28 protein-coding genes and 1 pseudogene are annotated in these 18585 nt (G+C 44.0%); all 29 read right to left on the bottom strand.

Going from position 1 to position 18585, the window contains the following annotated elements; translation table 11 throughout:
* Positions 1 to 447, bottom strand: coding sequence for a 50S ribosomal protein L15 (rplO, locus tag ACOIT5_RS12705; protein WP_423126532.1), 447 nt, complete (start codon positions 445 to 447; stop codon positions 1 to 3).
* A gap of 20 nt (positions 448 to 467) precedes the next feature.
* Complete coding sequence (rpmD, locus tag ACOIT5_RS12700; protein WP_423126531.1) at positions 468 to 647, bottom strand: 50S ribosomal protein L30; 180 nt, start codon at positions 645 to 647, stop codon at positions 468 to 470.
* Between the two features lie 4 nt (positions 648 to 651).
* Complete coding sequence (rpsE, locus tag ACOIT5_RS12695; RefSeq protein ID WP_423126530.1) at positions 652 to 1167, bottom strand: 30S ribosomal protein S5; 516 nt, start codon at positions 1165 to 1167, stop codon at positions 652 to 654.
* Between the two features lie 5 nt (positions 1168 to 1172).
* Entirely contained in the window at positions 1173 to 1529 is a 357-nt protein-coding gene (rplR, locus tag ACOIT5_RS12690; protein ID WP_423126529.1) for a 50S ribosomal protein L18, read from the bottom strand.
* Positions 1530 to 1543: 14 nt separating this feature from the next.
* Positions 1544 to 2101, bottom strand: coding sequence for a 50S ribosomal protein L6 (gene rplF / locus ACOIT5_RS12685; RefSeq protein ID WP_423126528.1), 558 nt, complete (start codon positions 2099 to 2101; stop codon positions 1544 to 1546).
* A gap of 15 nt (positions 2102 to 2116) precedes the next feature.
* Positions 2117 to 2515, bottom strand: a complete 399-nt coding sequence (gene rpsH / locus ACOIT5_RS12680; RefSeq protein ID WP_432205917.1) for a 30S ribosomal protein S8 — start codon at positions 2513 to 2515, stop codon at positions 2117 to 2119.
* A 26-nt stretch (positions 2516 to 2541) separates the two neighbouring features.
* Positions 2542 to 2811 (bottom strand): 30S ribosomal protein S14, encoded by a 270-nt coding sequence (rpsN, locus tag ACOIT5_RS12675; RefSeq protein ID WP_423126526.1) that lies wholly within the window; start codon positions 2809 to 2811, stop codon positions 2542 to 2544.
* Positions 2812 to 2814: 3 nt separating this feature from the next.
* Positions 2815 to 3372, bottom strand: coding sequence for a 50S ribosomal protein L5 (gene rplE, locus ACOIT5_RS12670; protein WP_423126525.1), 558 nt, complete (start codon positions 3370 to 3372; stop codon positions 2815 to 2817).
* The gene (gene rplX / locus ACOIT5_RS12665) at positions 3372 to 3695 is read right to left on the bottom strand and encodes a 50S ribosomal protein L24 (RefSeq protein WP_423126524.1); all 324 of its coding nucleotides are present in this window, start codon (positions 3693 to 3695) and stop codon (positions 3372 to 3374) included. Before rplX ends, rplE begins: the two co-directional genes overlap by 1 nt.
* Positions 3696 to 3712: 17 nt before the next feature.
* On the bottom strand, positions 3713 to 4078 hold the full coding sequence (gene rplN, locus ACOIT5_RS12660) for a 50S ribosomal protein L14 (RefSeq protein ID WP_423126523.1): 366 nt from the start codon (positions 4076 to 4078) through the stop codon (positions 3713 to 3715).
* A 2-nt stretch (positions 4079 to 4080) separates the two neighbouring features.
* Positions 4081 to 4338, bottom strand: a complete 258-nt coding sequence (gene rpsQ / locus ACOIT5_RS12655; protein ID WP_423126522.1) for a 30S ribosomal protein S17 — start codon at positions 4336 to 4338, stop codon at positions 4081 to 4083.
* Between the two features lie 9 nt (positions 4339 to 4347).
* Complete coding sequence (gene rpmC / locus ACOIT5_RS12650) at positions 4348 to 4551, bottom strand: 50S ribosomal protein L29 (RefSeq protein ID WP_423126521.1); 204 nt, start codon at positions 4549 to 4551, stop codon at positions 4348 to 4350.
* A 2-nt stretch (positions 4552 to 4553) separates the two neighbouring features.
* A complete protein-coding gene (gene rplP, locus ACOIT5_RS12645; RefSeq protein ID WP_423126520.1) occupies positions 4554 to 4988 on the bottom strand; it encodes a 50S ribosomal protein L16 in 435 nt (144 codons plus the stop codon).
* A gap of 25 nt (positions 4989 to 5013) precedes the next feature.
* Positions 5014 to 5742: a 30S ribosomal protein S3 gene (rpsC, locus tag ACOIT5_RS12640; RefSeq protein WP_423126519.1), complete on the bottom strand. Its 729-nt coding sequence runs from the start codon at positions 5740 to 5742 to the stop codon at positions 5014 to 5016.
* 10 nt (positions 5743 to 5752) lie between these two features.
* Positions 5753 to 6166 carry a 50S ribosomal protein L22 gene (gene rplV / locus ACOIT5_RS12635; protein ID WP_423126518.1) on the bottom strand — a complete coding sequence of 138 codons (414 nt, stop codon included), beginning with the start codon at positions 6164 to 6166 and terminating at the stop codon, positions 5753 to 5755.
* A 36-nt stretch (positions 6167 to 6202) separates the two neighbouring features.
* Positions 6203 to 6469 (bottom strand): 30S ribosomal protein S19, encoded by a 267-nt coding sequence (rpsS, locus tag ACOIT5_RS12630; RefSeq protein WP_423126517.1) that lies wholly within the window; start codon positions 6467 to 6469, stop codon positions 6203 to 6205.
* Between the two features lie 15 nt (positions 6470 to 6484).
* Positions 6485 to 7309 carry a 50S ribosomal protein L2 gene (rplB, locus tag ACOIT5_RS12625; RefSeq protein ID WP_423126516.1) on the bottom strand — a complete coding sequence of 275 codons (825 nt, stop codon included), beginning with the start codon at positions 7307 to 7309 and terminating at the stop codon, positions 6485 to 6487.
* Between the two features lie 9 nt (positions 7310 to 7318).
* Positions 7319 to 7609, bottom strand: coding sequence for a 50S ribosomal protein L23 (rplW, locus tag ACOIT5_RS12620; protein ID WP_423126515.1), 291 nt, complete (start codon positions 7607 to 7609; stop codon positions 7319 to 7321).
* Between the two features lie 12 nt (positions 7610 to 7621).
* The gene (gene rplD, locus ACOIT5_RS12615; RefSeq protein ID WP_423126514.1) at positions 7622 to 8251 is read right to left on the bottom strand and encodes a 50S ribosomal protein L4; all 630 of its coding nucleotides are present in this window, start codon (positions 8249 to 8251) and stop codon (positions 7622 to 7624) included.
* The gene (gene rplC / locus ACOIT5_RS12610) at positions 8251 to 8868 is read right to left on the bottom strand and encodes a 50S ribosomal protein L3 (RefSeq protein ID WP_423126513.1); all 618 of its coding nucleotides are present in this window, start codon (positions 8866 to 8868) and stop codon (positions 8251 to 8253) included. The genes rplD and rplC overlap by 1 nt, the downstream gene beginning before the upstream one ends.
* A gap of 22 nt (positions 8869 to 8890) precedes the next feature.
* Positions 8891 to 9196 (bottom strand): 30S ribosomal protein S10, encoded by a 306-nt coding sequence (gene rpsJ, locus ACOIT5_RS12605; protein ID WP_027472457.1) that lies wholly within the window; start codon positions 9194 to 9196, stop codon positions 8891 to 8893.
* A gap of 20 nt (positions 9197 to 9216) precedes the next feature.
* A complete protein-coding gene (gene fusA, locus ACOIT5_RS12600; protein WP_423126512.1) occupies positions 9217 to 11325 on the bottom strand; it encodes an elongation factor G in 2109 nt (702 codons plus the stop codon).
* A gap of 48 nt (positions 11326 to 11373) precedes the next feature.
* Complete coding sequence (rpsG, locus tag ACOIT5_RS12595) at positions 11374 to 11850, bottom strand: 30S ribosomal protein S7 (protein WP_423126511.1); 477 nt, start codon at positions 11848 to 11850, stop codon at positions 11374 to 11376.
* Positions 11851 to 11959: 109 nt separating this feature from the next.
* The gene (rpsL, locus tag ACOIT5_RS12590) at positions 11960 to 12337 is read right to left on the bottom strand and encodes a 30S ribosomal protein S12 (RefSeq protein WP_423130615.1); all 378 of its coding nucleotides are present in this window, start codon (positions 12335 to 12337) and stop codon (positions 11960 to 11962) included.
* A gap of 200 nt (positions 12338 to 12537) precedes the next feature.
* Complete coding sequence (locus ACOIT5_RS12585; protein ID WP_423126510.1) at positions 12538 to 13842, bottom strand: HlyD family secretion protein; 1305 nt, start codon at positions 13840 to 13842, stop codon at positions 12538 to 12540.
* 143 nt (positions 13843 to 13985) lie between these two features.
* Positions 13986 to 14384 (bottom strand): GxxExxY protein, encoded by a 399-nt coding sequence (locus ACOIT5_RS12580; protein ID WP_423126509.1) that lies wholly within the window; start codon positions 14382 to 14384, stop codon positions 13986 to 13988.
* Between the two features lie 569 nt (positions 14385 to 14953).
* A complete protein-coding gene (locus ACOIT5_RS12575) occupies positions 14954 to 17143 on the bottom strand; it encodes a peptidase domain-containing ABC transporter (RefSeq protein WP_423126508.1) in 2190 nt (729 codons plus the stop codon).
* A 113-nt stretch (positions 17144 to 17256) separates the two neighbouring features.
* Positions 17257 to 17736 carry a T9SS type A sorting domain-containing protein gene (locus ACOIT5_RS12570; RefSeq protein WP_423130614.1) on the bottom strand — a complete coding sequence of 160 codons (480 nt, stop codon included), beginning with the start codon at positions 17734 to 17736 and terminating at the stop codon, positions 17257 to 17259.
* Between the two features lie 474 nt (positions 17737 to 18210).
* Positions 18211 to 18561: pseudogene (locus tag ACOIT5_RS12565) on the bottom strand (S8 family serine peptidase); the annotation flags it as partial.
* Between the last annotated feature and the right edge of the window lie 24 nt (positions 18562 to 18585).

Genomic DNA, 18585 nt, shown 5'->3' with positions numbered 1-18585 from the left:
TTAGAGTGTTTCTGTGGTTCCTTCTAATTTTTCAATGGCTTCTTTTGCACTTTTAGAGAAAGCATGTGCTTTAACATCGAGCTTAAGCGTTAACGCGCCTTTTCCTAAAATTTTCACACGGTCGTTTTTTGAAGCCAGACCGGCATCAACCAATAACTGAACATCGATTGCTGAAAGTTGATTGCTTTCGGCCAATGTTTGCAGTGTGCTTAAGTTGATGGCTTTATATTCTACCCTGTTTACATTGTTGAATCCGAATTTTGGCACCACGCGTTGCAAAGGCATCTGACCGCCTTCAAATCCGCGGGTACGACTGTATCCTGATCTCGACTGGGCACCTTTGTGACCTCTGGTGGAGGTCCCACCATGTCCGGAGCCTTGACCACGACCAATGCGCTTTACTTTTTTAACGGATCCTCCTGCAGGTTTAAGATTACTTAAATCCATAGTTTTAATCTTAAAATATTTTAAATTTCTTCAACTTTCACCAAATGTTTCACTTTGTTCACCATACCCCATATCGCGGGTGTAGCTTCGTGTTCAACACTGTGATTCAATTTTTTAATTCCTAGAGCTTCAACGGTTGCTTTTTGGCTCTTTTCGGAACCGATTATGCTTTTTACCAGTGTTACTTTTATTTTAGCCATGTTTCTATCCTTTAAAAACTTTTTCCAATGAAACTCCTCTGTGCTGAGCCACGGTGTAAGCATCTCTCATTTCGAGCAGTGCATTCATCGTCGCTTTCACCAGGTTATGCGGGTTCGATGATCCTTTGGATTTCGCCAGGATATCATGGACTCCAACACTTTCCAACACGGCGCGCATAGCACCCCCTGCTTTTACACCTGTACCATGCGATGCAGGTTTCAGGAATACATTGGCGCCACCAAATTTAGCCACTTGTTCGTGAGGGATGGTGCCTTTGTTGATCGGGATTTTAACCAGGTTCTTTTTGGCAGCATCAACGCCTTTCGCGATGGCTGCTGTTACTTCGCTTGCCTTGCCAAGTCCCCATCCGACGATACCATCTTCGTTACCGACCACGACAATGGCTGAGAAGCTGAACGTTCTACCCCCTTTGGTTACTTTGGTTACGCGGTTAATCGCCACTAACCTGTCCTTAAGTTCAATGTCAGTTGTTTTGACTTTTTTGATATTTCCTGCCATAATCATTAAAATTTAAGGCCACCTTCACGGGCAGCATCAGCTAATTGTTTAACTCTACCGTGATACAAATAACCATTGCGGTCGAATACAACACTTGAAATACCGGCAGCGATTGCTTTCTCAGCTAAAGCTTTTCCAACCAGGGCAGCTCTTTCGGATTTATTTCCTTCGGCTGCACCGATTTCTTTATCTAATGAAGAGACTGCCAGCAAGGTGGTGCCGGCAAGGTCGTTAACCAACTGGGCATAGATTTGTTTGTTGCTTCTGAATACGCTCAGGCGCGGTCTTTCAGCAGTTCCGGAAACAATTTTCCGGATTCTCATTTTTATTCTATATCTTCTTTCTTGTTTCGTTAAAGCCATGGTTTCAAATTTTACTATTTAGCACCTGCAGATTTACCGGCTTTGCGACGTAATACTTCACCCGCGAATTTCACACCTTTTCCTTTGTAAGGTTCAGGAGCACGGAATGATCTGATTTTAGCCGCAACCTGGCCAATAAGCTGTTTATCGCAGCTTTTAAGAGTAATAGTTGGGTTACTGCGTTTATCGGTTACGGCTTCAACCGCCACTTCTTTCGGAAGTTCCAGAAAGGTGTGGTGAGAATAGCCTAAAACGAGGTCGAGCAATTGGCCCTGACTTTCGGCACGGTAACCAACACCGACCAGTTCCAGTTTAATTTCATAGCCTTGAGAAACGCCTACCACCATGTTATGGATCAGCGAACGATAAAGACCGTGCATGGCGCGGTGCCTTTTCTGCTCGCTTGGACGTTTAACCAGCGCCTGGTTTCCTTCAACAGCTATTTCAATCTCACGGTCTACCTGTTGCGAAAGTTCGCCGAGCTTTCCTTTAACTGTTACCAGGTTTTCCGGGCTGACAGCGATCGTTACTCCGGCAGGAATTTCGATGGGTAATTTACCTATCCTTGACATTGTTTTTCCTCCTTATTAATAAACGTAACATAAAACTTCACCACCGACTCCCTGTGTCTGAGCTTCTTTGTCAGTAATCACACCTTTGGAGGTCGACAGAATTGCAATTCCCAGGCCGTTTAATACACGAGGAATGTTCTCGCTGTCGCAGTACTGTCTCAAACCGGGTTTACTGACCCGTTTGATTGACTTGATGGCTGGTGTTTTTGTTTCAGGATGATACTTCAGAGCAATTTTAATATTCCCCTGATAATTCACTTCATCTTCAAACTTATAATTCAGGATATAACCTTTCTCTTTTAAGATCTTGGTGATTTCCTTTTTTATGTTCGATGCAGGAATATCGACTACGCGGTGTTTGGCTTTTTGAGCATTTCTGATGCGTGTCAAGTAATCTGCTATTGGATCTGTAATTTTGCTCATTACTTTTTGATTAATAATTACCAACTAGCTTTTTTAACGCCCGGAATTAAACCAGCAGAAGCCATTTCGCGGAAGTTAATCCTGCTAATACCAAACTGGCGAATATATCCTTTGGGACGCCCTGTTAATTTACAACGGTTGTGTAAACGTACCTTTGATGAATTTTTAGGTAGTTTTTGCAAGCCGATAAAGTCGCCTTCTGCTTTCAACTGAGCCCTTTTTTCAGCGTATTTTTCAATCAGTGCTGCCCTTTTCACTTCGCGGGCTTTCATGGATTCTTTTGCCATAGCTTAATTCTTTTTTACGTTTTTAAAAGGCAAACCTAACTCTTTCAACAAAGCGTATCCTTCTTCGTCTGTTTCAGCAGAAGTCACAAAAGTAATGTTCATCCCGTTAATACGGTTTACTTTGTCAATGTTAATTTCGGGGAAAATGATCTGTTCCGGAATTCCCAGGGTGTAGTTTCCTTGTCCGTCCATTTTGCTCTCAATTCCTTTAAAGTCACGTGTACGTGGCAAAGAAACATTGATCAGACGATCAAGGAATTCATACATTTTGTCCCTTCTCAGGGTCACGCGAACACCGATCGGCATTTTCTTTCTTAACTTAAAGTTTGAAATGTCCTTTTTAGATTTGGTTTGGACTGCCTTTTGTCCGACGATCATGGTCATCTCATCAGTAGCGACTTCAATGATTTTTTTGTCGGCAATTGCAGCTCCAACACCCTGATTCAGGACGATTTTCTTCAACTTCGGCACCTGCATAACAGATTTGTAATCAAATTCCTTCATTAATGCAGGAATGATTTCTTCCGAATATTTCTTCTTAAGTGTTGGTGTATAAGCCATTACTTAATCTCCTCTCCAGATTTTTTTGAATAACGAACTAATTTACCGTTGTCGCCGAGTTTCCGACCGATACGGGTGGGTGTTCCGGTTTTCGGATCAACCAGCATCAGGTTGGAAATGTGGATTGGCGCTTCCTTTTCAACAATACCTCCCTGCGGATTTTCCGCATTGGGTTTGGTATGTTTTTTAATCATATTAACGCCCTCCACAATTGCTCTGCTTTTTTCCCGGATTACTTCCAGTACTTTTCCTTGCCGTCCATTATCGTTTCCGGCAGTTACAACAACTGTGTCTCCTTTTTTGATATGTAATTTCTTCTGCATCTTGTTTTATTTATGCATTATAGTACTTCTGGTGCAAGTGAAATAATTTTCATGTTTTTGTCACGAAGTTCTCTTGCAACAGGTCCGAAAATACGGGTACCGCGCATTTCGCCAGCGTTGTTTAGCAGCACAACAGCGTTGTCATCGAAACGGATATAAGAACCATCCTGACGACGAACTTCTTTTTTTGTGCGTACAACAATTGCTTTCGAAACAGTCCCTTTTTTCATATCACTACTCGCGATCGCACTTTTCACAGTAACGACCACGATGTCGCCCAGCGAGGCATAGCGCTTTCTGGTTCCGCCTAAAACACGGATACAAAGCACTTCTTTTGCTCCGCTGTTATCGGCTACTGTACATCTTGATTCCTGTTGTATCATGATTACTTAGCTCTTTCAATAATTTCAACTAATCTCCAACGTTTGCTTTTGCTCAACGGACGTGTTTCCATGATCCGTACGGTATCACCAACGTTGCAGGTATTTTGCTCGTCGTGAGCATAAAATTTAGTTGTTTTGTTAACGAATTTCCCGTAGATCGGGTGTTTTTCTTTCATTTTAACAGCAACAACAATGCTTTTATCCATTTTGTCGCTCACAACGACCCCGGTACGCTCTTTTCTCAGATTACGTGTTTCCATTCTACAAAATTAATTCTGATTTTGATTCAATTCCCGTTGACGTAACACGGTCTTCAGGCGTGCAATATTTCTCCGGGCAACCTTAATTTTCATCGGGTTATCGAGTGGAGATACAGCGTGGTTCATGTTCAGACGCGTCAAGGTTTCGTTCTCCAGATGGATTCTCTCCAGGATCTCCTTATCCGTTAATTCTTTAATTTCAGAAGTTTTCATTCTTAATCTTCTTTTTCAGATTCAACATAATCACGTCTAACTATAAACTTGGTCGTAACCGGTAATTTTTGAGCGGCCAGACGAAGGGCTTCCTTCGCCATTTCAAAGGGCACGCCATCGGCCTCAATAATGATTCGGCCGGGAGTCACCGGAGCTACAAATGCTTCAGGAGCACCTTTACCTTTACCCATACGTACTTCAGCAGGTTTTTTGGTAATTGGTTTATCGGGGAAAATACGGATCCAGATTTGACCCTGACGTTGCATATGACGTGTTACCGCAACCCTCGCCGCTTCGATCTGACGACCGGTAATCCATGCTTCCTCCAACGTCTTGATCCCGAATGAACCGAATGCCAGTTGGTTTCCGCGCTGAGCGATACCTTTCATCCGGCCCTTCTGGACTCTTCTAAATTTTGTTCTTTTTGGCTGTAACATCCTTTTTTAGTTAAAAGGTTTCCAATTATTTTCTTTTCTTTTTGAAACCGCTTCCTCTGTTGCCACGCGGACCGGCACCGGCTGGTACGCCAGGTGATTTTTGTCCTACGTTTGGCGACAGATCGCGTTTTCCGTATACTTCACCTTTACAAATCCAGACTTTAACGCCAAGCAACCCTGTTTTTGTTAAAGCTTCGGCCAAAGCATAATCAATGTCGGCTCTGAGTGTGTGCAAAGGAGTACGGCCGTCTTTATACATTTCAGAACGAGCCATTTCAGCGCCATTTAAGCGGCCTGAAACCATCACTTTGATTCCTTGTGCTCCCATTCTCATGGTAGAAGCGATGGCCATTTTCACAGCGCGGCGGTAAGCGATTTTTCCCTCGATCTGACGTGCAATATTATTTGCCACGATACGGGCATCGAGTTCAGGTCGTTTAATCTCGAAGATATTGATTTGAACTTCTTTGCTCGTAATTTTTTTCAATTCTTCTTTCAGCTTATCAACTTCCTGACCACCTTTGCCAATAATAATACCTGGGCGTGAGGTGTGAACAGTAATGGTAATCAGCTTCAGGGTACGTTCGATAATGATCTTGGAAATACTTGCTTTTGCCAAACGGGCATTCAGGTATTCACGGATCTTCGTATCTTCAACCAGCTTGTCACCATAGTCGTTTCCACCGAACCAGTTGGAATCCCATCCACGGATAATTCCTAAGCGATTAGCGATTGGATTAACTTTTTGTCCCATGTATTACTATTTATTCGTTTTCGTTAACAACATTTTTACTATCGATGCAAAGTGTAACGTGGTTCGAACGCTTGCGGACCCGGTGTGCCCGGCCTTGCGGAGCGGGACGAAGACGTTTTAAAATACGTCCTGAATCAACGGCAATATTCTTCACAAACAAATTGCTTTCCTCAAGGCGAGTTCCTTCGTTTTTTGCCTGCCAGTTTGCCACGGCCGACATCAACAGTTTTTCAACTTTTCTTGAAGCTTCTTTCGACGAATATTTTAAGACATCCAGCGCCCGGTTAACTTCCATTCCGCGAACCATATCGGCCACAAGCCTCATTTTACGCGGAGAAGTCGGGCAATCTTTCAATACTGCAAAATATTGTGATTTCTTAGCTTCTTTAAGTTCGTTTGCTTTATTTCTTTTTCTAGCACCCATCGTAAGTTCTTTTAATAGTTAATGAGAAACTCGTGCCTACCTTTTGTTACCGGCATGTCCCCTGAATGTTCTTGTAGGTGCAAATTCGCCTAGTTTATGACCAACCATATTTTCGGTCACATAAACGGGGATAAATTTATTCCCGTTATGTACCGCGATGGTATGCCCTACAAAGTCAGGAGAGATTACTGATGCCCTGGCCCAAGTCTTAATCACCGACTTTTTACCTGATTCATTCAAACCCAATACTTTCTTTTCGAGTTTGTAGGCAATGAAAGGGCCTTTTTTTAATGAACGACTCATAGTTCTTCTCCTTTATTATTTCTTGCGTCTTTCTACAATATACCTGTTGGAAGCTTTTTTCCTGGCGCGGGTTTTATAACCTTTAGCCAATAAGCCTTTGCGTGAGCGCGGGTGTCCGCCTGAAGCGCGTCCTTCGCCACCACCCATGGGGTGATCAACCGGGTTCATTACAACACCGCGTACGCGTGGTCTTCTTCCTAACCAACGTGAACGACCGGCTTTACCTGAGCGTTCCAGGTTGTGTTCTGTATTTCCAACAGTACCAACGGTCGCTTTACAAGAAACAAGTACCATTCTGGATTCGCCTGAAGGTAGTTTTACGATAGCGTATTTTCCTTCTCTTGAGGTCAACTGTGCATAAGTACCTGCACTACGTGCCATCACGCCCCCTTGTCCAGGGTGAAGTTCAATGTTGTGAACCAATGTTCCCAGAGGTATTTCACCAAGAGGGAGGGAGTTGCCAATTTCAGGTGCGATGCCTGAACCGCTTAATACCGTTTGACCGGCCTGCAATCCATTCGGTGCAAGCATGTACCGTTTTTCACCGTCGGCATAAACCAACAGTGCAATACGGGCCGTACGGTTCGGGTCATACTGAATTGACTCAACACGAGCAGGGATACCGTCTTTTTCGCGTTTGAAATCAATCACGCGGTATCTCTTTTTGTGCCCTCCACCTATATACCTCATTGTCATGCGTCCCTGGTTGTTACGACCACCGGACTTTTGCATGGGCTTCAACAATGATTTTTCAGGCGTTGATGCAGTAATCGTATCAAAAGCACCAATAATTTTATGCCTTTGACCCGGAGTAACTGGTTTTAATTTTCTTACTGCCATTTTTGTTTATTATATATTACTGTAAAAATCAATCGCATCTCCTTCTGCCAACGTGATAATGGCTTTTTTGAACGCATTGGTCCTGCCGTTAATCATACCGCTTTTTGTGTACCGGCTTTTATTTTTACCGGCATAAATCATGGTATTGACAGAAACGACATTCACGTTGTACAAACTTTCAACTGCTTTTTTTATCTGTTGCTTATTGGCATCTTTCCGAACGACAAAACCATAACGATTCAGCTTTTCAGCCTGTCCCGTTACTTTTTCCGTTACGATGGGTTTAATTAAAATATTCATTTCTTTTCCCCCTTAAATCTTAAATTGTTCTTCAATTTTACCAAAAGAACTCTCTAAGAAAACAATTTTCTTAGCATTCATGATTTGGTAAGTGCTTAATTCTGAGGCAACTACAACAGATACGTCATCCAAATTTCTGGATGACAAATATATGTTTTTATTTTCTTCCGGTAAAACGAAAAGCGACTTTTTATCGGTAATATTCAGATTCTTACTGATATTGACCATCTCTCTTGTTTTCGGAGTATCCAGATTGAAATCTTCAAGGATCAGAATATCGCTTGCCTGTGCTTTGTAAGTCAAGGCTGATTTACGGGCCAGGGCTTTCACTTTTTTATTCAGCTTAAAGCTGTAGTTTCTGGGGCGTGGTCCAAAAACACGGCCACCACCGCGAAACAAGGGAGATTTGATGCTGCCTGCACGTGCGCCACCTGTACCTTTTTGTTTTTTGATTTTCCTGGTACTTCCGGCAACTTCTCCTCTTTCTTTCGCTGAATGAGTCCCCTGACGTTTGTTGGCCATGTACTGTTTTACATCCAGGTAAATGGCGTGGTCACTGGGCTCAACACCGAAGATCAGTTCATTGAGAACGACTGCTCTTCCGGTTTCTTTTCCGGCTGTATTTAATACTTGTACTTCCATTACTGATAAATAATTACGGTTGAACCTTTTGCTCCCGGAACCGAACCTTTAACAATCAGCAGGTTTGATTCAGGGATTACTTTCAGGACTTTCAGGTTTTGAACAGTTTTGTTCGCTCCGCCTGTACGACCTGCCATCCGCATTCCTTTGAATACGCGCGAGGGGTACGAAGAAGCGCCTAATGAACCGGGGGCTCTCAGACGGTTGTGCTGACCATGTGTAGCATCGCCAACTCCACCGAAGTTGTACCGTTTAACAACGCCCTGAAATCCTTTACCTTTTGTCACACCAGTAATGTCTACCCAGCCATCTTCCGAGATGGTGTCAACAGTAATGGTATCGCCGAGTTTAAACCCGTCGTTAAAATCACGAAACTCAACGACTTCGCGCTTTGGTTCACTTCCTGCTTTTTTGAAGTGACCAAATTCAGCTTTGCTGGTGTTTTTTTCTTTCTTGTCACCAAAACCTAACTGAATTGCTTCGTAGCCATCGGTTTCTGCCGTTTTCACTTGTGTTACCACACAAGGACCGGCTTCAATCACAGTGCATGGGATGTTTTTCCCCTCAACACTGAATACGGAAGTCATTCCGATTTTTTTACCGATTAATCCTGCCATTTTTTTTGCTTTTTACAGGTTATCAAACTTTAATTTCTACTTCAACGCCGCTTGGTAATTCAAGCTTCATTAAGGCGTCGATGGTTTTAGCTGTTGAGCTGTAAATGTCGATCAAACGTTTGTAAGAAGACAACTGAAATTGCTCGCGTGACTTTTTATTCACGAAAGTTGAACGCAATACCGTGAAAACACGTTTGTGCGTTGGAAGCGGAATTGGCCCGCTCACAACTGCACCGGTTGTTTTCACTGTCTTAACGATCTTTTCAGCCGACTTGTCAACCAAGTTGTGATCATACGATTTCAGCTTAATTCTGATCTTTTGACTCATAGTGAGATAAATAAATTATTTTACAATAACTCTACTTTTCCTTTTATTTCTTCAAGTACTTTGACGGCCATCTGGCGCGGTACTTCTTCGTAATGAGAAAACTCCATCGAAGAGGTCGCACGACCTGAAGACAATGTTCTCAGTGTGGTGACGTAACCAAAGATTTCGGCCAGCGGCACCGTTGCTTTAATCACACGTGCTCCGGATTTTTCTTCCATGCCGGCCACGTTACCGCGACGACGGTTCAGGTCGCCGATGATGTCGCCCATGTATTCTTCCGGGGTTACGATCTCTGCTTTCATAATGGGCTCCAGCAATTTGGGGCCTGCTTTTGATGCAGCGCTTTTGAAAGCCTGGCGGGCACAAATTTCGAACGACAACTGGTCGGAGTCAACCGCGTGGAATGAACCGTCAATCAGTTCAACCTGAAGGCTATCCAACTGGAACCCGGCCAATGGCCCGTTCAGCATAGCCGACTCAAAACCTTTTTGTACCGGCGGGATGAATTCTTTCGGAATACGACCACCTTTTATGCTGTCGATGAAGGTTAAGCCTTCTTTTCCTTCCTCGGCCGGACCTACGCGAACAATGATGTCGGCAAATTTACCGCGACCACCTGATTGTTTTTTGAACACTTCACGCAATTCAACGGTCTGGCTGATCGCTTCTTTATAGGCCACCTGAGGTTTACCCTGGTTACATTCAACCTTAAACTCGCGTTTCAACCGGTCGATGATGATTTCCAGGTGAAGTTCGCCCATACCACGAATAACGGTCTGACCCGATTCTTCGTCGGTGTGAACTTTGAACGTAGGATCTTCTTCGGCCAGTTTTGCCAAACCAAGTCCCAGTTTATCCAGGTCTTTTTGTGTTTTTGGCTCTACGGCAATACCAATTACCGGTTCCGGGAAGTCCATGCTTTCCAGGGTAACCGGATGGTCAATATCGGCCAGGGTATCTCCGGTGCGGATGTCTTTAAAACCTACCGCGGCGCAAATATCGCCTGCTTCGATGACATCCTTCGGATTTTGTTTGTTTGAGTGCATCTGAAAAAGACGCGAAATACGCTCTTTTTTCCCTGTACGCGAATTATATACGGTTGAACCTGCTTCCAGTTTACCGGAATATACGCGGATAAAACATAAACGGCCCACGTAGGGGTCGGTGGCAATTTTAAATGCGAGAGCAGTCAAGGGTTCATCGACATCGGCATGGCGTACCACCTGATTGTCAGATTTTGGATCGATTCCGATTATTTCTCCTTTATCCAGCGGACTTGGCAAATATTCGCAAACCGCATCCAATAAACGCTGAACACCTTTATTTTTGAATGCCGAGCCACACATCATCGGCACAATGATACCGGCAACGGTCGCTTTGCGGATGACAGCATGCAATTCAGCAGGAGTAATCGAATCCGGATCATCAAAGAAGCGTTCCAGTAAATTATCATCCAGTTCGGCAACCGCTTCAACCATCTGAGCGCGATACTCATTGGCCTGTTCGAGCATGTTGGCCGGAATTTCTTCGAGTGCATAGGTCGTCCCCATAGCGGCATCGTCATACCAACGAACCGCTTTCATTTCGATCAGGTCGATCACCCCTTCGAATTTTTCTTCGGCGCCAATCGGGATCTGAATCGGAATCGGGTTTGCCCCGAGTTTTTCGCGGACCTGCGAAACAACATCATAAAAATCGGCACCTGAGCGGTCCATTTTATTGACGAAACCAATCCGTGGCACGCCGTATTTTTCAGCCTGACGCCAAACGGTTTCCGATTGGGCTTCAACGCCGCCTACTGCACAGAAAAGGGCCACAGCGCCGTCGAGGATACGCAACGAACGTTCAACTTCAACGGTGAAGTCAACGTGTCCGGGAGTATCGATGATATTAATTTGGTGTTGTATATCTTCGTGGGTCCAGAATGTCGTTGTAGCAGCCGACGTGATGGTAATACCACGTTCCTGCTCCTGCTCCATCCAGTCCATGGTAGCAGCTCCGTCGTGCACCTCGCCGATACGGTGAGTCAAACCGGTATAATACAGGATCCGCTCAGTCGTTGTTGTTTTTCCGGCATCGATGTGGGCCATGATACCGATATTTCTTACATATTTTAAATCTCTAGCCATGTTTACCAATTATTCTAATCCTGATTTAAACTAATACCAATCCTTCGTTTAGAACCGGAAATGGGCAAAAGCACGGTTAGCTTCAGCCATACGGTGTGTCTCTTCTTTTTTCTTGAAGGCGCCACCTTCTTCGTTAAAAGCAGCCTGAATTTCAGCAGCCAACTTATCAGCCATTGATTTACCTGAGCGTTTGCGTGCAAACAGGATCAGGTTTTTTATTGAGATTGAAACTTTTCTTTCGGGACGGATTTCCATAGGAACCTGGAAAGTAGCTCCACCAACGCGGCGGCTTTTCACCTCTACGGCCGGAGTAACATTCTCCAGCGCTTTTTTCCAGACATCAAGCGGAGATAATTCTTCGTTTTTCAAACGATTGCCAACCAACTCCAGCGCATCGTAGAAAATACCATAGGCAATGGATTTTTTACCATCAACCATCAGGTCGTTTACAAATCGTGTTACCAGAACGTCGTTAAATTTTGGATCGGGCAGAATGATCCTCTTCTTTGGTTTTGATTTTCTCATCTTTTAAAACTTTTAGTGTTATTCGAATTGGTTGTGACTTATTTGAGCTTCAGTTCTCCGGCACACTTGCCGGATCATTTACTCAACCAAACCACTAAACATCCATTTATTATTTCTTCTTCGGCCTTTTAGTACCGTATTTTGAACGTCGTTGCGTACGACCTTCAACACCTGCGGTATCCAAAGCGCCACGGATTAAGTGATAACGTACCCCTGGCAGGTCTTTTACCCGACCACCGCGTACCAATACAATAGAGTGCTCCTGAAGGTTGTGGCCTTCTCCCGGAATGTAAGCGTTCACCTCTTTGCCGTTTGTCAACCGTACCCTGGCAACTTTACGCATCGCCGAGTTTGGTTTTTTCGGGGTTGTGGTGTATACACGTACACAAACTCCCCTTCTTTGCGGGCAAGAATCTAAAGCCGGAGACTTACTCTTAACTACTTTTGATTGTCTCCCTTTTCTAACTAACTGCTGAATCGTTGGCATACAACTATTTTTATTTTTATTAAAGTTTTCGTAAAATGGACTGCAAAGGTATTGATTTTTCAATAAATACAAATGCAACCATCTCCGTTTTTGACAGAATCCTCCAAAAACGGCAGGCAAAAGTACTAATTTTCAGAAAAGAACAATCGTTTTTCGTATTGTTTTTCGAAAATTATTTAAAAAAGCAGATGGGTATCAGGCTAATTCAGGACTTTTTCCTTGAAAAGCGATTTAACCGGATTGAAAAAACGCTGAAGCAAACGCAGGTCTTCGGTCACAATCTCCACATCGCCTTTCATTTCCTGGCTAAAGGTTAACGGAATGTTGTAATTGGTCTTCAAATCCTGCGGCAGATCAATTTCGGCAATATAATTATCGTTCGACGGCACCAGTGAGATCGACTTTACCGTTCCCCTGACCACCCCGTACTCCATATATGGAAAATTATCGAAACGAATATTGACGGGCTGCCCGACCTTTACTTTTCCGGCGCCGCGCAAGGGCAGACTGACACGGCCGATAATATGGCTTTCGTGTTCGGGGACAATGGTAAAAACAATATCGCCACTTTTTACCTGCTGATTTTTACTCCAGAAGTTTGTGAAGGTCACCTTCCCCTCGATCGGCGTTTTCAGCACAAAGGAGTTCTCCCAGTATTCGAGCCGGCTCTTTAATACGTTTAATGATTCTATCAGTTCGGTTTGCAGCCGGCGTTTCTGGTCTTCAAATTCTTTTTCGGTCCCGATGACTGCCTGCTCCATTTCGATAATTTCTTTTTGCGTCTGGGCCAGGGTGGTCCGGGCCCCGTTAAAGGCATACTGCTTTTGCAATAAGGCCGACTCGGATTTCTTTAAATCGACCAGCGAAAGAACTTCGCGCCGGTACAACATCGAATCGCGCTTAAACTGATCGCGCGCAATCTGGTATTCATTCTCGAGGATTTGCCGCTGGCTCCACAACCGGTCGTAATAAACCCGCTGCATATATACCTGCTCGCGCAGCGAGGCGACTTTTTGCGGGTAAAAGTTCAGGCGGACAAAACTGATGTAATTATGATATAAACGTAAAAAAGAAGAAAAATCAGACTGAATATCGCCCAAACTGTAATCCGTTGTAATTTCCTTATAATATAAGGTATCAAACGTGATGAAAAAACGATCCGTTTCCAGCAGGTCTTTTTTTAATTGGGCAACATCTTCGTGGTTGGCGGTATTTTCGAGGATGGCGATAATTTGTCCGTTGGATACAAGCCCCTTGTCCTGAACAAACAGCTGATCAATACGCCCGGTTGTCCTGGCCACAATATGGGCCGGCGGGTTTTCAGACATGACCACCACCCGCGCCCGGATCATATCGGGATAATGAAAAAGCCAGCTTCCGAGCAACAGCAACAGCAAAAAACCGATAATAACCATCAGCCCGCTTCGCAGCAACCACGACGGCGACTTCCCGATGATCTCCTGAACCTCGTCGCTCCTGATTTCTATGTTGTCATTTTGCGGCATAACTTTTAGAACCTGATTTATATTGTTTTTAGACGCTGATTTATATGATTTATTTATGATGTTTCAATTTCTTCATTCGAAATCATGTTAGATCATGACAATCTGTGTCTAATTCTTCCTGCATCCAATTCTTTGACATTTCATCAATCGAGTCTTCGAAGATAGTCTTTTGAAAACACTCTTCGCTTAAACTCAGGTTCGGGTCCAAAATTCAGCAATAAACCTACTTCAATTTCCGTTGCTTTCAAATAGTTGACCAATTGTACTTCATGCTCAGGAGCCAATACTTCAACCGCTTTCAGTTCAAGGATCACACAATTTTCGACAATAATATCCGCATAATAATCGCCGACTTCAGTTCCTCGGTAAAATACTTTAATATTCCTTTGCTCTTCAGCCTTTAAGCCCATTTTAGACAGTTCAATCATCATCGCTTTCTCATAAACCTTCTCGAGAAAGCCGTGACCAAGCTCGTTATAAACCTGATAATACGCTTTAATGATCCTTCCTGTCAACTCCGAATGTTTATAGTTCTCTTCCATCTAATCTGATTTTAGAGATTGTTTTTAGACGCTGATTTATATGATTTATTATGGTTTCCTTATGATGTTTTAATTTCTTCATTCGAAATCATGTTAGATCATGACAATCTGTGTCCAATTCTTCCTGCATCCATTCTTTTTTACATTTCATCAATTGACACTGATTTTTATTGTTTTTAGACGCTGATTTATATGATTTATTATGGTTTCCTTATGATGTTTTAATTTCTTCATTCGAAATCATGTTAGATCATGACAATCTGCGTCTGATTCTTCCTGCATCCATTCTTTTTTACATTTCATCAATTGACACTGATTTTTATTGTTTTTAGACGCTGATTTTTATGATTGCTTATGATCTTTATGATTTTTTTTAATTCCTTCATTCGAAATCATGTTAGATCATGACAATCTGTGTCTAATTCTTCCTGCATCCATTCTTTTTTACATTTCATCAATTGACACTGATTTTTATCGTTTTTAGACGCTGATTTTTATGATTACTTATGATCTTTATGATTTTTTTAATTCCTTCATTCGAAATCATATTAGATCATGACAATCTGCGTCTAATTACCAAGTTCCAACTGGTTTTTCACCAAATTGTAATACGCTCCTTTCTTTTCTGTCAATTCTGCATGTGTCCCGATCTCGACAATTTCGCCCCGGTCGAGCACCACAATCTGCCCGGCATTTTTTACCGTGCTCAGCCGGTGGGCGACCACCACAACGGTCTTTCCCTCGTACACCCGGTTCAGGTTTTCCATGATCACCTTTTCGTTGTTTGCATCCAGTGCATTGGTCGCCTCGTCGAAAAACAGGTACTCCGGATCTTTATAGATTACGCGGGCTATCAGGATTCGTTGTTTCTGTCCCTGGCTTAACCCATGGCCGTCCTGCCCTATTTTTGTATTAAAGCCCAGGGGCAAGCCTTCTACAAAATCCATGATATTGGCCATTTTGGCGGCAAACATCAACTTCTCCTTGTTAATCCGTTCTGTTCCAACCACGATATTATTGGCGATCGTGTCCGAAAAAATGAAACCATCCTGCATCACGGCCCCCACCCGTGTACGCCACCATTGCTGCGAAAAGTTATGCAAATCGGTATCGCCTACCCGCACTTTACCGCTCACCGGATGATAAAACCCAAGCAGCAATTTTACCAGGGTCGTTTTTCCGCTTCCGCTGGTCCCGACAACCGCGGTGATTTTTCTCTCCGGTATGGTCAGGCTGATCTGGTTTAAAACTTTGGGTGAATGAGGCCCTTCGTACTGAAAAACCAGATCGTGCACGTACAACGACCGGTCGGCCGGAAGCGAATTCAGCAGCGGTTTATCTTTTAACTCCTCGTCGTCCTGTTTGTGAATTTCGGACAAACGCTCCATACTCAGCTTGGCATCCTGCGCCAGGTGCATAAAGTTGATCATGTCGTTGAGCGGCCCGTTTAACTGCCCGATAATGTATTGCACGGCGAGCATCATCCCCAGGGTCATATCCCCGTTTAGCACCGCCATCGCGGCGATGATGGTAATGATGATGTTTTTGGTTTCGTTCAGGAAGACCGAACCAGCCTGCTGGTATTGATCGACTGTGAGGTTTTGCACGTTCACCCGGAACAAACGGGCCTGAATGCGCTCCCACTCCCAGCGTTTTTGTTTTTCGTAATTATTTAGTTTGATCTCCTGCATCCCGTTGATCAACTGGATGAGCATGCTTTGGTTTTCGGAAAGCTGCGCAAATTTTTTATAATCCAACTCGCGCCTTTTTCGCATAAATACAAATACCCAAACCATATACAGCGCCGAGCCCAACAGAAATACAAACAGGATCTTCCAGTTATAAATGGCCAGCACAATACCGAACACCAGCAGGTTAACCACCGAAAACAGGGTATTGAGGGTTTGGGTGGTCAGGAAACGTTCGATTCGGCGGTGGTCCTGGATGCGTTGCATGAGGTCTCCGATCATTTTGGTATCGAAAAAGCCGATCGGCAACTTCATCAGCTTAATCAGGAAATCGGAAATAATGGAGATATTGATCCGGGTTGAAATGTGCAGCAAAATCCAGGAGCGGATAAAATCGACCGATGTCTGGCTGATAAACAAAACCAGCTGGGCAACCAGCACCAGGTAAATAAAATGAATATCCTGGTTGTTGATTCCAACATCGACGATGCTTTGCGTCAGGAAAGGAAAAATCAGCTGGATGATGCTTGCTGCCAGAAATCCCAGCAACAACTGGCCGGCCAGGCGACGGTGCGGCCGCACGTAACGCCACAGAAAGCCAAAGCCTGAACGATCGGTTTTTTCATCGTCGCGGTCGTAAAACTCGGGGGTTGGCTGAAGCATCAGGCAAATCCCTTTCTGGCTGCCGCCCGACACCGTGGCCAGCCAATGTTTCTTAAACTCTTCGTGAGCGTATTTCACCAGGCCAAAAGCCGGGTCGGCCACATAAATTTTATCTTTCCGCGCCCCGAATACCACCACAAAATGGTTTTGATCCCAGTGAACAATACAGGGTTTGGGCACATCCTTTATCAATTGTTCAAAAGTGACCTTTGTCCCCAGGCTGCGCATGCCGATCGCCTCGGCTGCATCGCTGATGCCCAGCAGGGATACCCCTTCGCGTGTAATGTGTGATTGTTCCCGTAAAAAATCGAGCTGAATGCTTTTCCCGTAAAATTTGGCGATCATCCGCAGGCAAGTTGGCCCACAGTCCATGGCATCGGGTTGCTTGAAAAAAGGGAAACGGGACATATCGCAAATTTATGCTTAAAAATAAGACGAAATAAGCCCGAAAACACCGCCAATACCGATTAGTTATTCACAAATGCCCGTTAATAGTCTTTCCTGTTTCAAGCAGGTGAAATTTATTGCTCTTTCACCGCCAGTTTGCCGGTCAACAGCTCGCCGTTGTAATTTACACGGATAATATAAATGCCGTCTTTCCAGCCCATAGTATTCAGCGCATATGCCGGGCCTTTTAATCTGGTTTTCTTTACTTTTAACTGCTGGCTTTGGTCATAAACTTCCAGGTCCCATCCGGTATTTATGTGGGGGCTTTCTGCTGATGCAGATTCAATGGATACGGTGGTTTCGCCGGCGGAGGGGTTGGGAGTCAACACTAATAGCCACCCTCCACAATGATTTACTACTGGCCAGGTAGTACGTTTCCAATTGCTCCATCCACAACTGTTATGGGCCCTAATATAAATATCCTCCTGAAATGGAGCGGGGTCTTCCCAGTAATGAATCTCCACGTATTTATATGCTATAATAGGAAAACTTTGCTCGTCCCTTATACTCCAATTAGTAGCATTCGGTAAATACCAGTCGAAGGCATCTACCATGGCTGTCCCATTGTAATTGGCCGTGCCGCTCGTGTAATCGCAAGCAACCAATCTATTGCTTTGCAAATTTACATTAATCATCGTATAATCTGGTGGTCCGATCCAAATGTTTTTTTGTGGTAAATTAATATTTCCACAATCACAGATTATGGTTGCTCCAACCCATCCCGCACCTAATCCACTAACCGAAAATGTACAAGGATTCGCCCCTTGAGCCGAAATTCTGGTTAGATTATTACTTTGTGTCCATTCAATTGTAACTTCGGAGGGCAAATTTATTGTATATGTCCCTGCCATACAAATGGGAGAGGGACCGGTAATAGAAGAAAGCTCCGCCATGGCATTTTGCACTGCGCAATGTGCGTTCACACGGCCATGCCCCATTTCATTACACCTCCCATTTGTATATGTATACCCTCCCACATCTTCGGCAGTATTAGTTAAAATATTAAAAACATCCATATAGTTCAAGCTTGGGTCTACTGAAAGTAACAAGGCAGCAACGCCTGCAACAACAGGGCATGAATGAGAGGTACCACCGAAACGTCCTGTATAAGATTGAAAATTAGTGCCATTATTGGGTAATTGCTCCCCTATTTGTGGAGGGTTAAGACAATTTCCACTCTCGTGCCATGAATTATACCCGGCATCCCCGGGAATATCAATCGTCCACATTTCAAATGCTTCACCTGTGATCTGACAGGGGTAGGCTCTATGAGATGGAGCTACAACATCAATTAGGCTGCTGGTTGGACTGTAATTTGCCTGTTCATCATTTCTATCAGAGGCGCCTACAGTGACTACTCCAGCAACGTTCACATTTGCTGGGAAAGCTACGTATCCATTGTT

Source organism: Gaoshiqia hydrogeniformans (genome assembly GCF_049347105.1).
In the GTDB taxonomy this organism is placed as follows: domain Bacteria; phylum Bacteroidota; class Bacteroidia; order Bacteroidales; family Prolixibacteraceae; genus Gaoshiqia; species Gaoshiqia hydrogeniformans.
The sequence above is the reverse complement of the archived record's forward strand: the minus strand, read 5'-3'. Positions and strand labels throughout refer to the sequence as shown.

Coding starts and splice junctions, on each gene's coding strand:
- rplO (WP_423126532.1), bottom strand. CDS start 447: ATGGATTTAAGTAATCTTAAACCTGCAGGAGGATCCGTTAAAAAAGTA.
- rpmD (WP_423126531.1), bottom strand. CDS start 647: ATGGCTAAAATAAAAGTAACACTGGTAAAAAGCATAATCGGTTCCGAA.
- rpsE (WP_423126530.1), bottom strand. CDS start 1,167: ATGGCAGGAAATATCAAAAAAGTCAAAACAACTGACATTGAACTTAAG.
- rplR (WP_423126529.1), bottom strand. CDS start 1,529: ATGGCTTTAACGAAACAAGAAAGAAGATATAGAATAAAAATGAGAATC.
- rplF (WP_423126528.1), bottom strand. CDS start 2,101: ATGTCAAGGATAGGTAAATTACCCATCGAAATTCCTGCCGGAGTAACG.
- rpsN (WP_423126526.1), bottom strand. CDS start 2,811: ATGGCAAAAGAATCCATGAAAGCCCGCGAAGTGAAAAGGGCAGCACTG.
- rplE (WP_423126525.1), bottom strand. CDS start 3,372: ATGGCTTATACACCAACACTTAAGAAGAAATATTCGGAAGAAATCATT.
- rplX (WP_423126524.1), bottom strand. CDS start 3,695: ATGCAGAAGAAATTACATATCAAAAAAGGAGACACAGTTGTTGTAACT.
- rplN (WP_423126523.1), bottom strand. CDS start 4,078: ATGATACAACAGGAATCAAGATGTACAGTAGCCGATAACAGCGGAGCA.
- rpsQ (WP_423126522.1), bottom strand. CDS start 4,338: ATGGAAACACGTAATCTGAGAAAAGAGCGTACCGGGGTCGTTGTGAGC.
- rpmC (WP_423126521.1), bottom strand. CDS start 4,551: ATGAAAACTTCTGAAATTAAAGAATTAACGGATAAGGAGATCCTGGAG.
- rplP (WP_423126520.1), bottom strand. CDS start 4,988: ATGTTACAGCCAAAAAGAACAAAATTTAGAAGAGTCCAGAAGGGCCGG.
- rpsC (WP_423126519.1), bottom strand. CDS start 5,742: ATGGGACAAAAAGTTAATCCAATCGCTAATCGCTTAGGAATTATCCGT.
- rplV (WP_423126518.1), bottom strand. CDS start 6,166: ATGGGTGCTAGAAAAAGAAATAAAGCAAACGAACTTAAAGAAGCTAAG.
- rpsS (WP_423126517.1), bottom strand. CDS start 6,469: ATGAGTCGTTCATTAAAAAAAGGCCCTTTCATTGCCTACAAACTCGAA.
- rplB (WP_423126516.1), bottom strand. CDS start 7,309: ATGGCAGTAAGAAAATTAAAACCAGTTACTCCGGGTCAAAGGCATAAA.
- rplW (WP_423126515.1), bottom strand. CDS start 7,609: ATGAATATTTTAATTAAACCCATCGTAACGGAAAAAGTAACGGGACAG.
- rplD (WP_423126514.1), bottom strand. CDS start 8,251: ATGGAAGTACAAGTATTAAATACAGCCGGAAAAGAAACCGGAAGAGCA.
- rplC (WP_423126513.1), bottom strand. CDS start 8,868: ATGGCAGGATTAATCGGTAAAAAAATCGGAATGACTTCCGTATTCAGT.
- rpsJ (WP_027472457.1), bottom strand. CDS start 9,196: ATGAGTCAAAAGATCAGAATTAAGCTGAAATCGTATGATCACAACTTG.
- fusA (WP_423126512.1), bottom strand. CDS start 11,325: ATGGCTAGAGATTTAAAATATGTAAGAAATATCGGTATCATGGCCCAC.
- rpsG (WP_423126511.1), bottom strand. CDS start 11,850: ATGAGAAAATCAAAACCAAAGAAGAGGATCATTCTGCCCGATCCAAAA.
- rpsL (WP_423130615.1), bottom strand. CDS start 12,337: ATGCCAACGATTCAGCAGTTAGTTAGAAAAGGGAGACAATCAAAAGTA.
- ACOIT5_RS12585 (WP_423126510.1), bottom strand. CDS start 13,842: ATGCCGCAAAATGACAACATAGAAATCAGGAGCGACGAGGTTCAGGAG.
- ACOIT5_RS12580 (WP_423126509.1), bottom strand. CDS start 14,384: ATGGAAGAGAACTATAAACATTCGGAGTTGACAGGAAGGATCATTAAA.
- ACOIT5_RS12575 (WP_423126508.1), bottom strand. CDS start 17,143: ATGTCCCGTTTCCCTTTTTTCAAGCAACCCGATGCCATGGACTGTGGG.
- ACOIT5_RS12570 (WP_423130614.1), bottom strand. CDS start 17,736: ATGGTAGATGCCTTCGACTGGTATTTACCGAATGCTACTAATTGGAGT.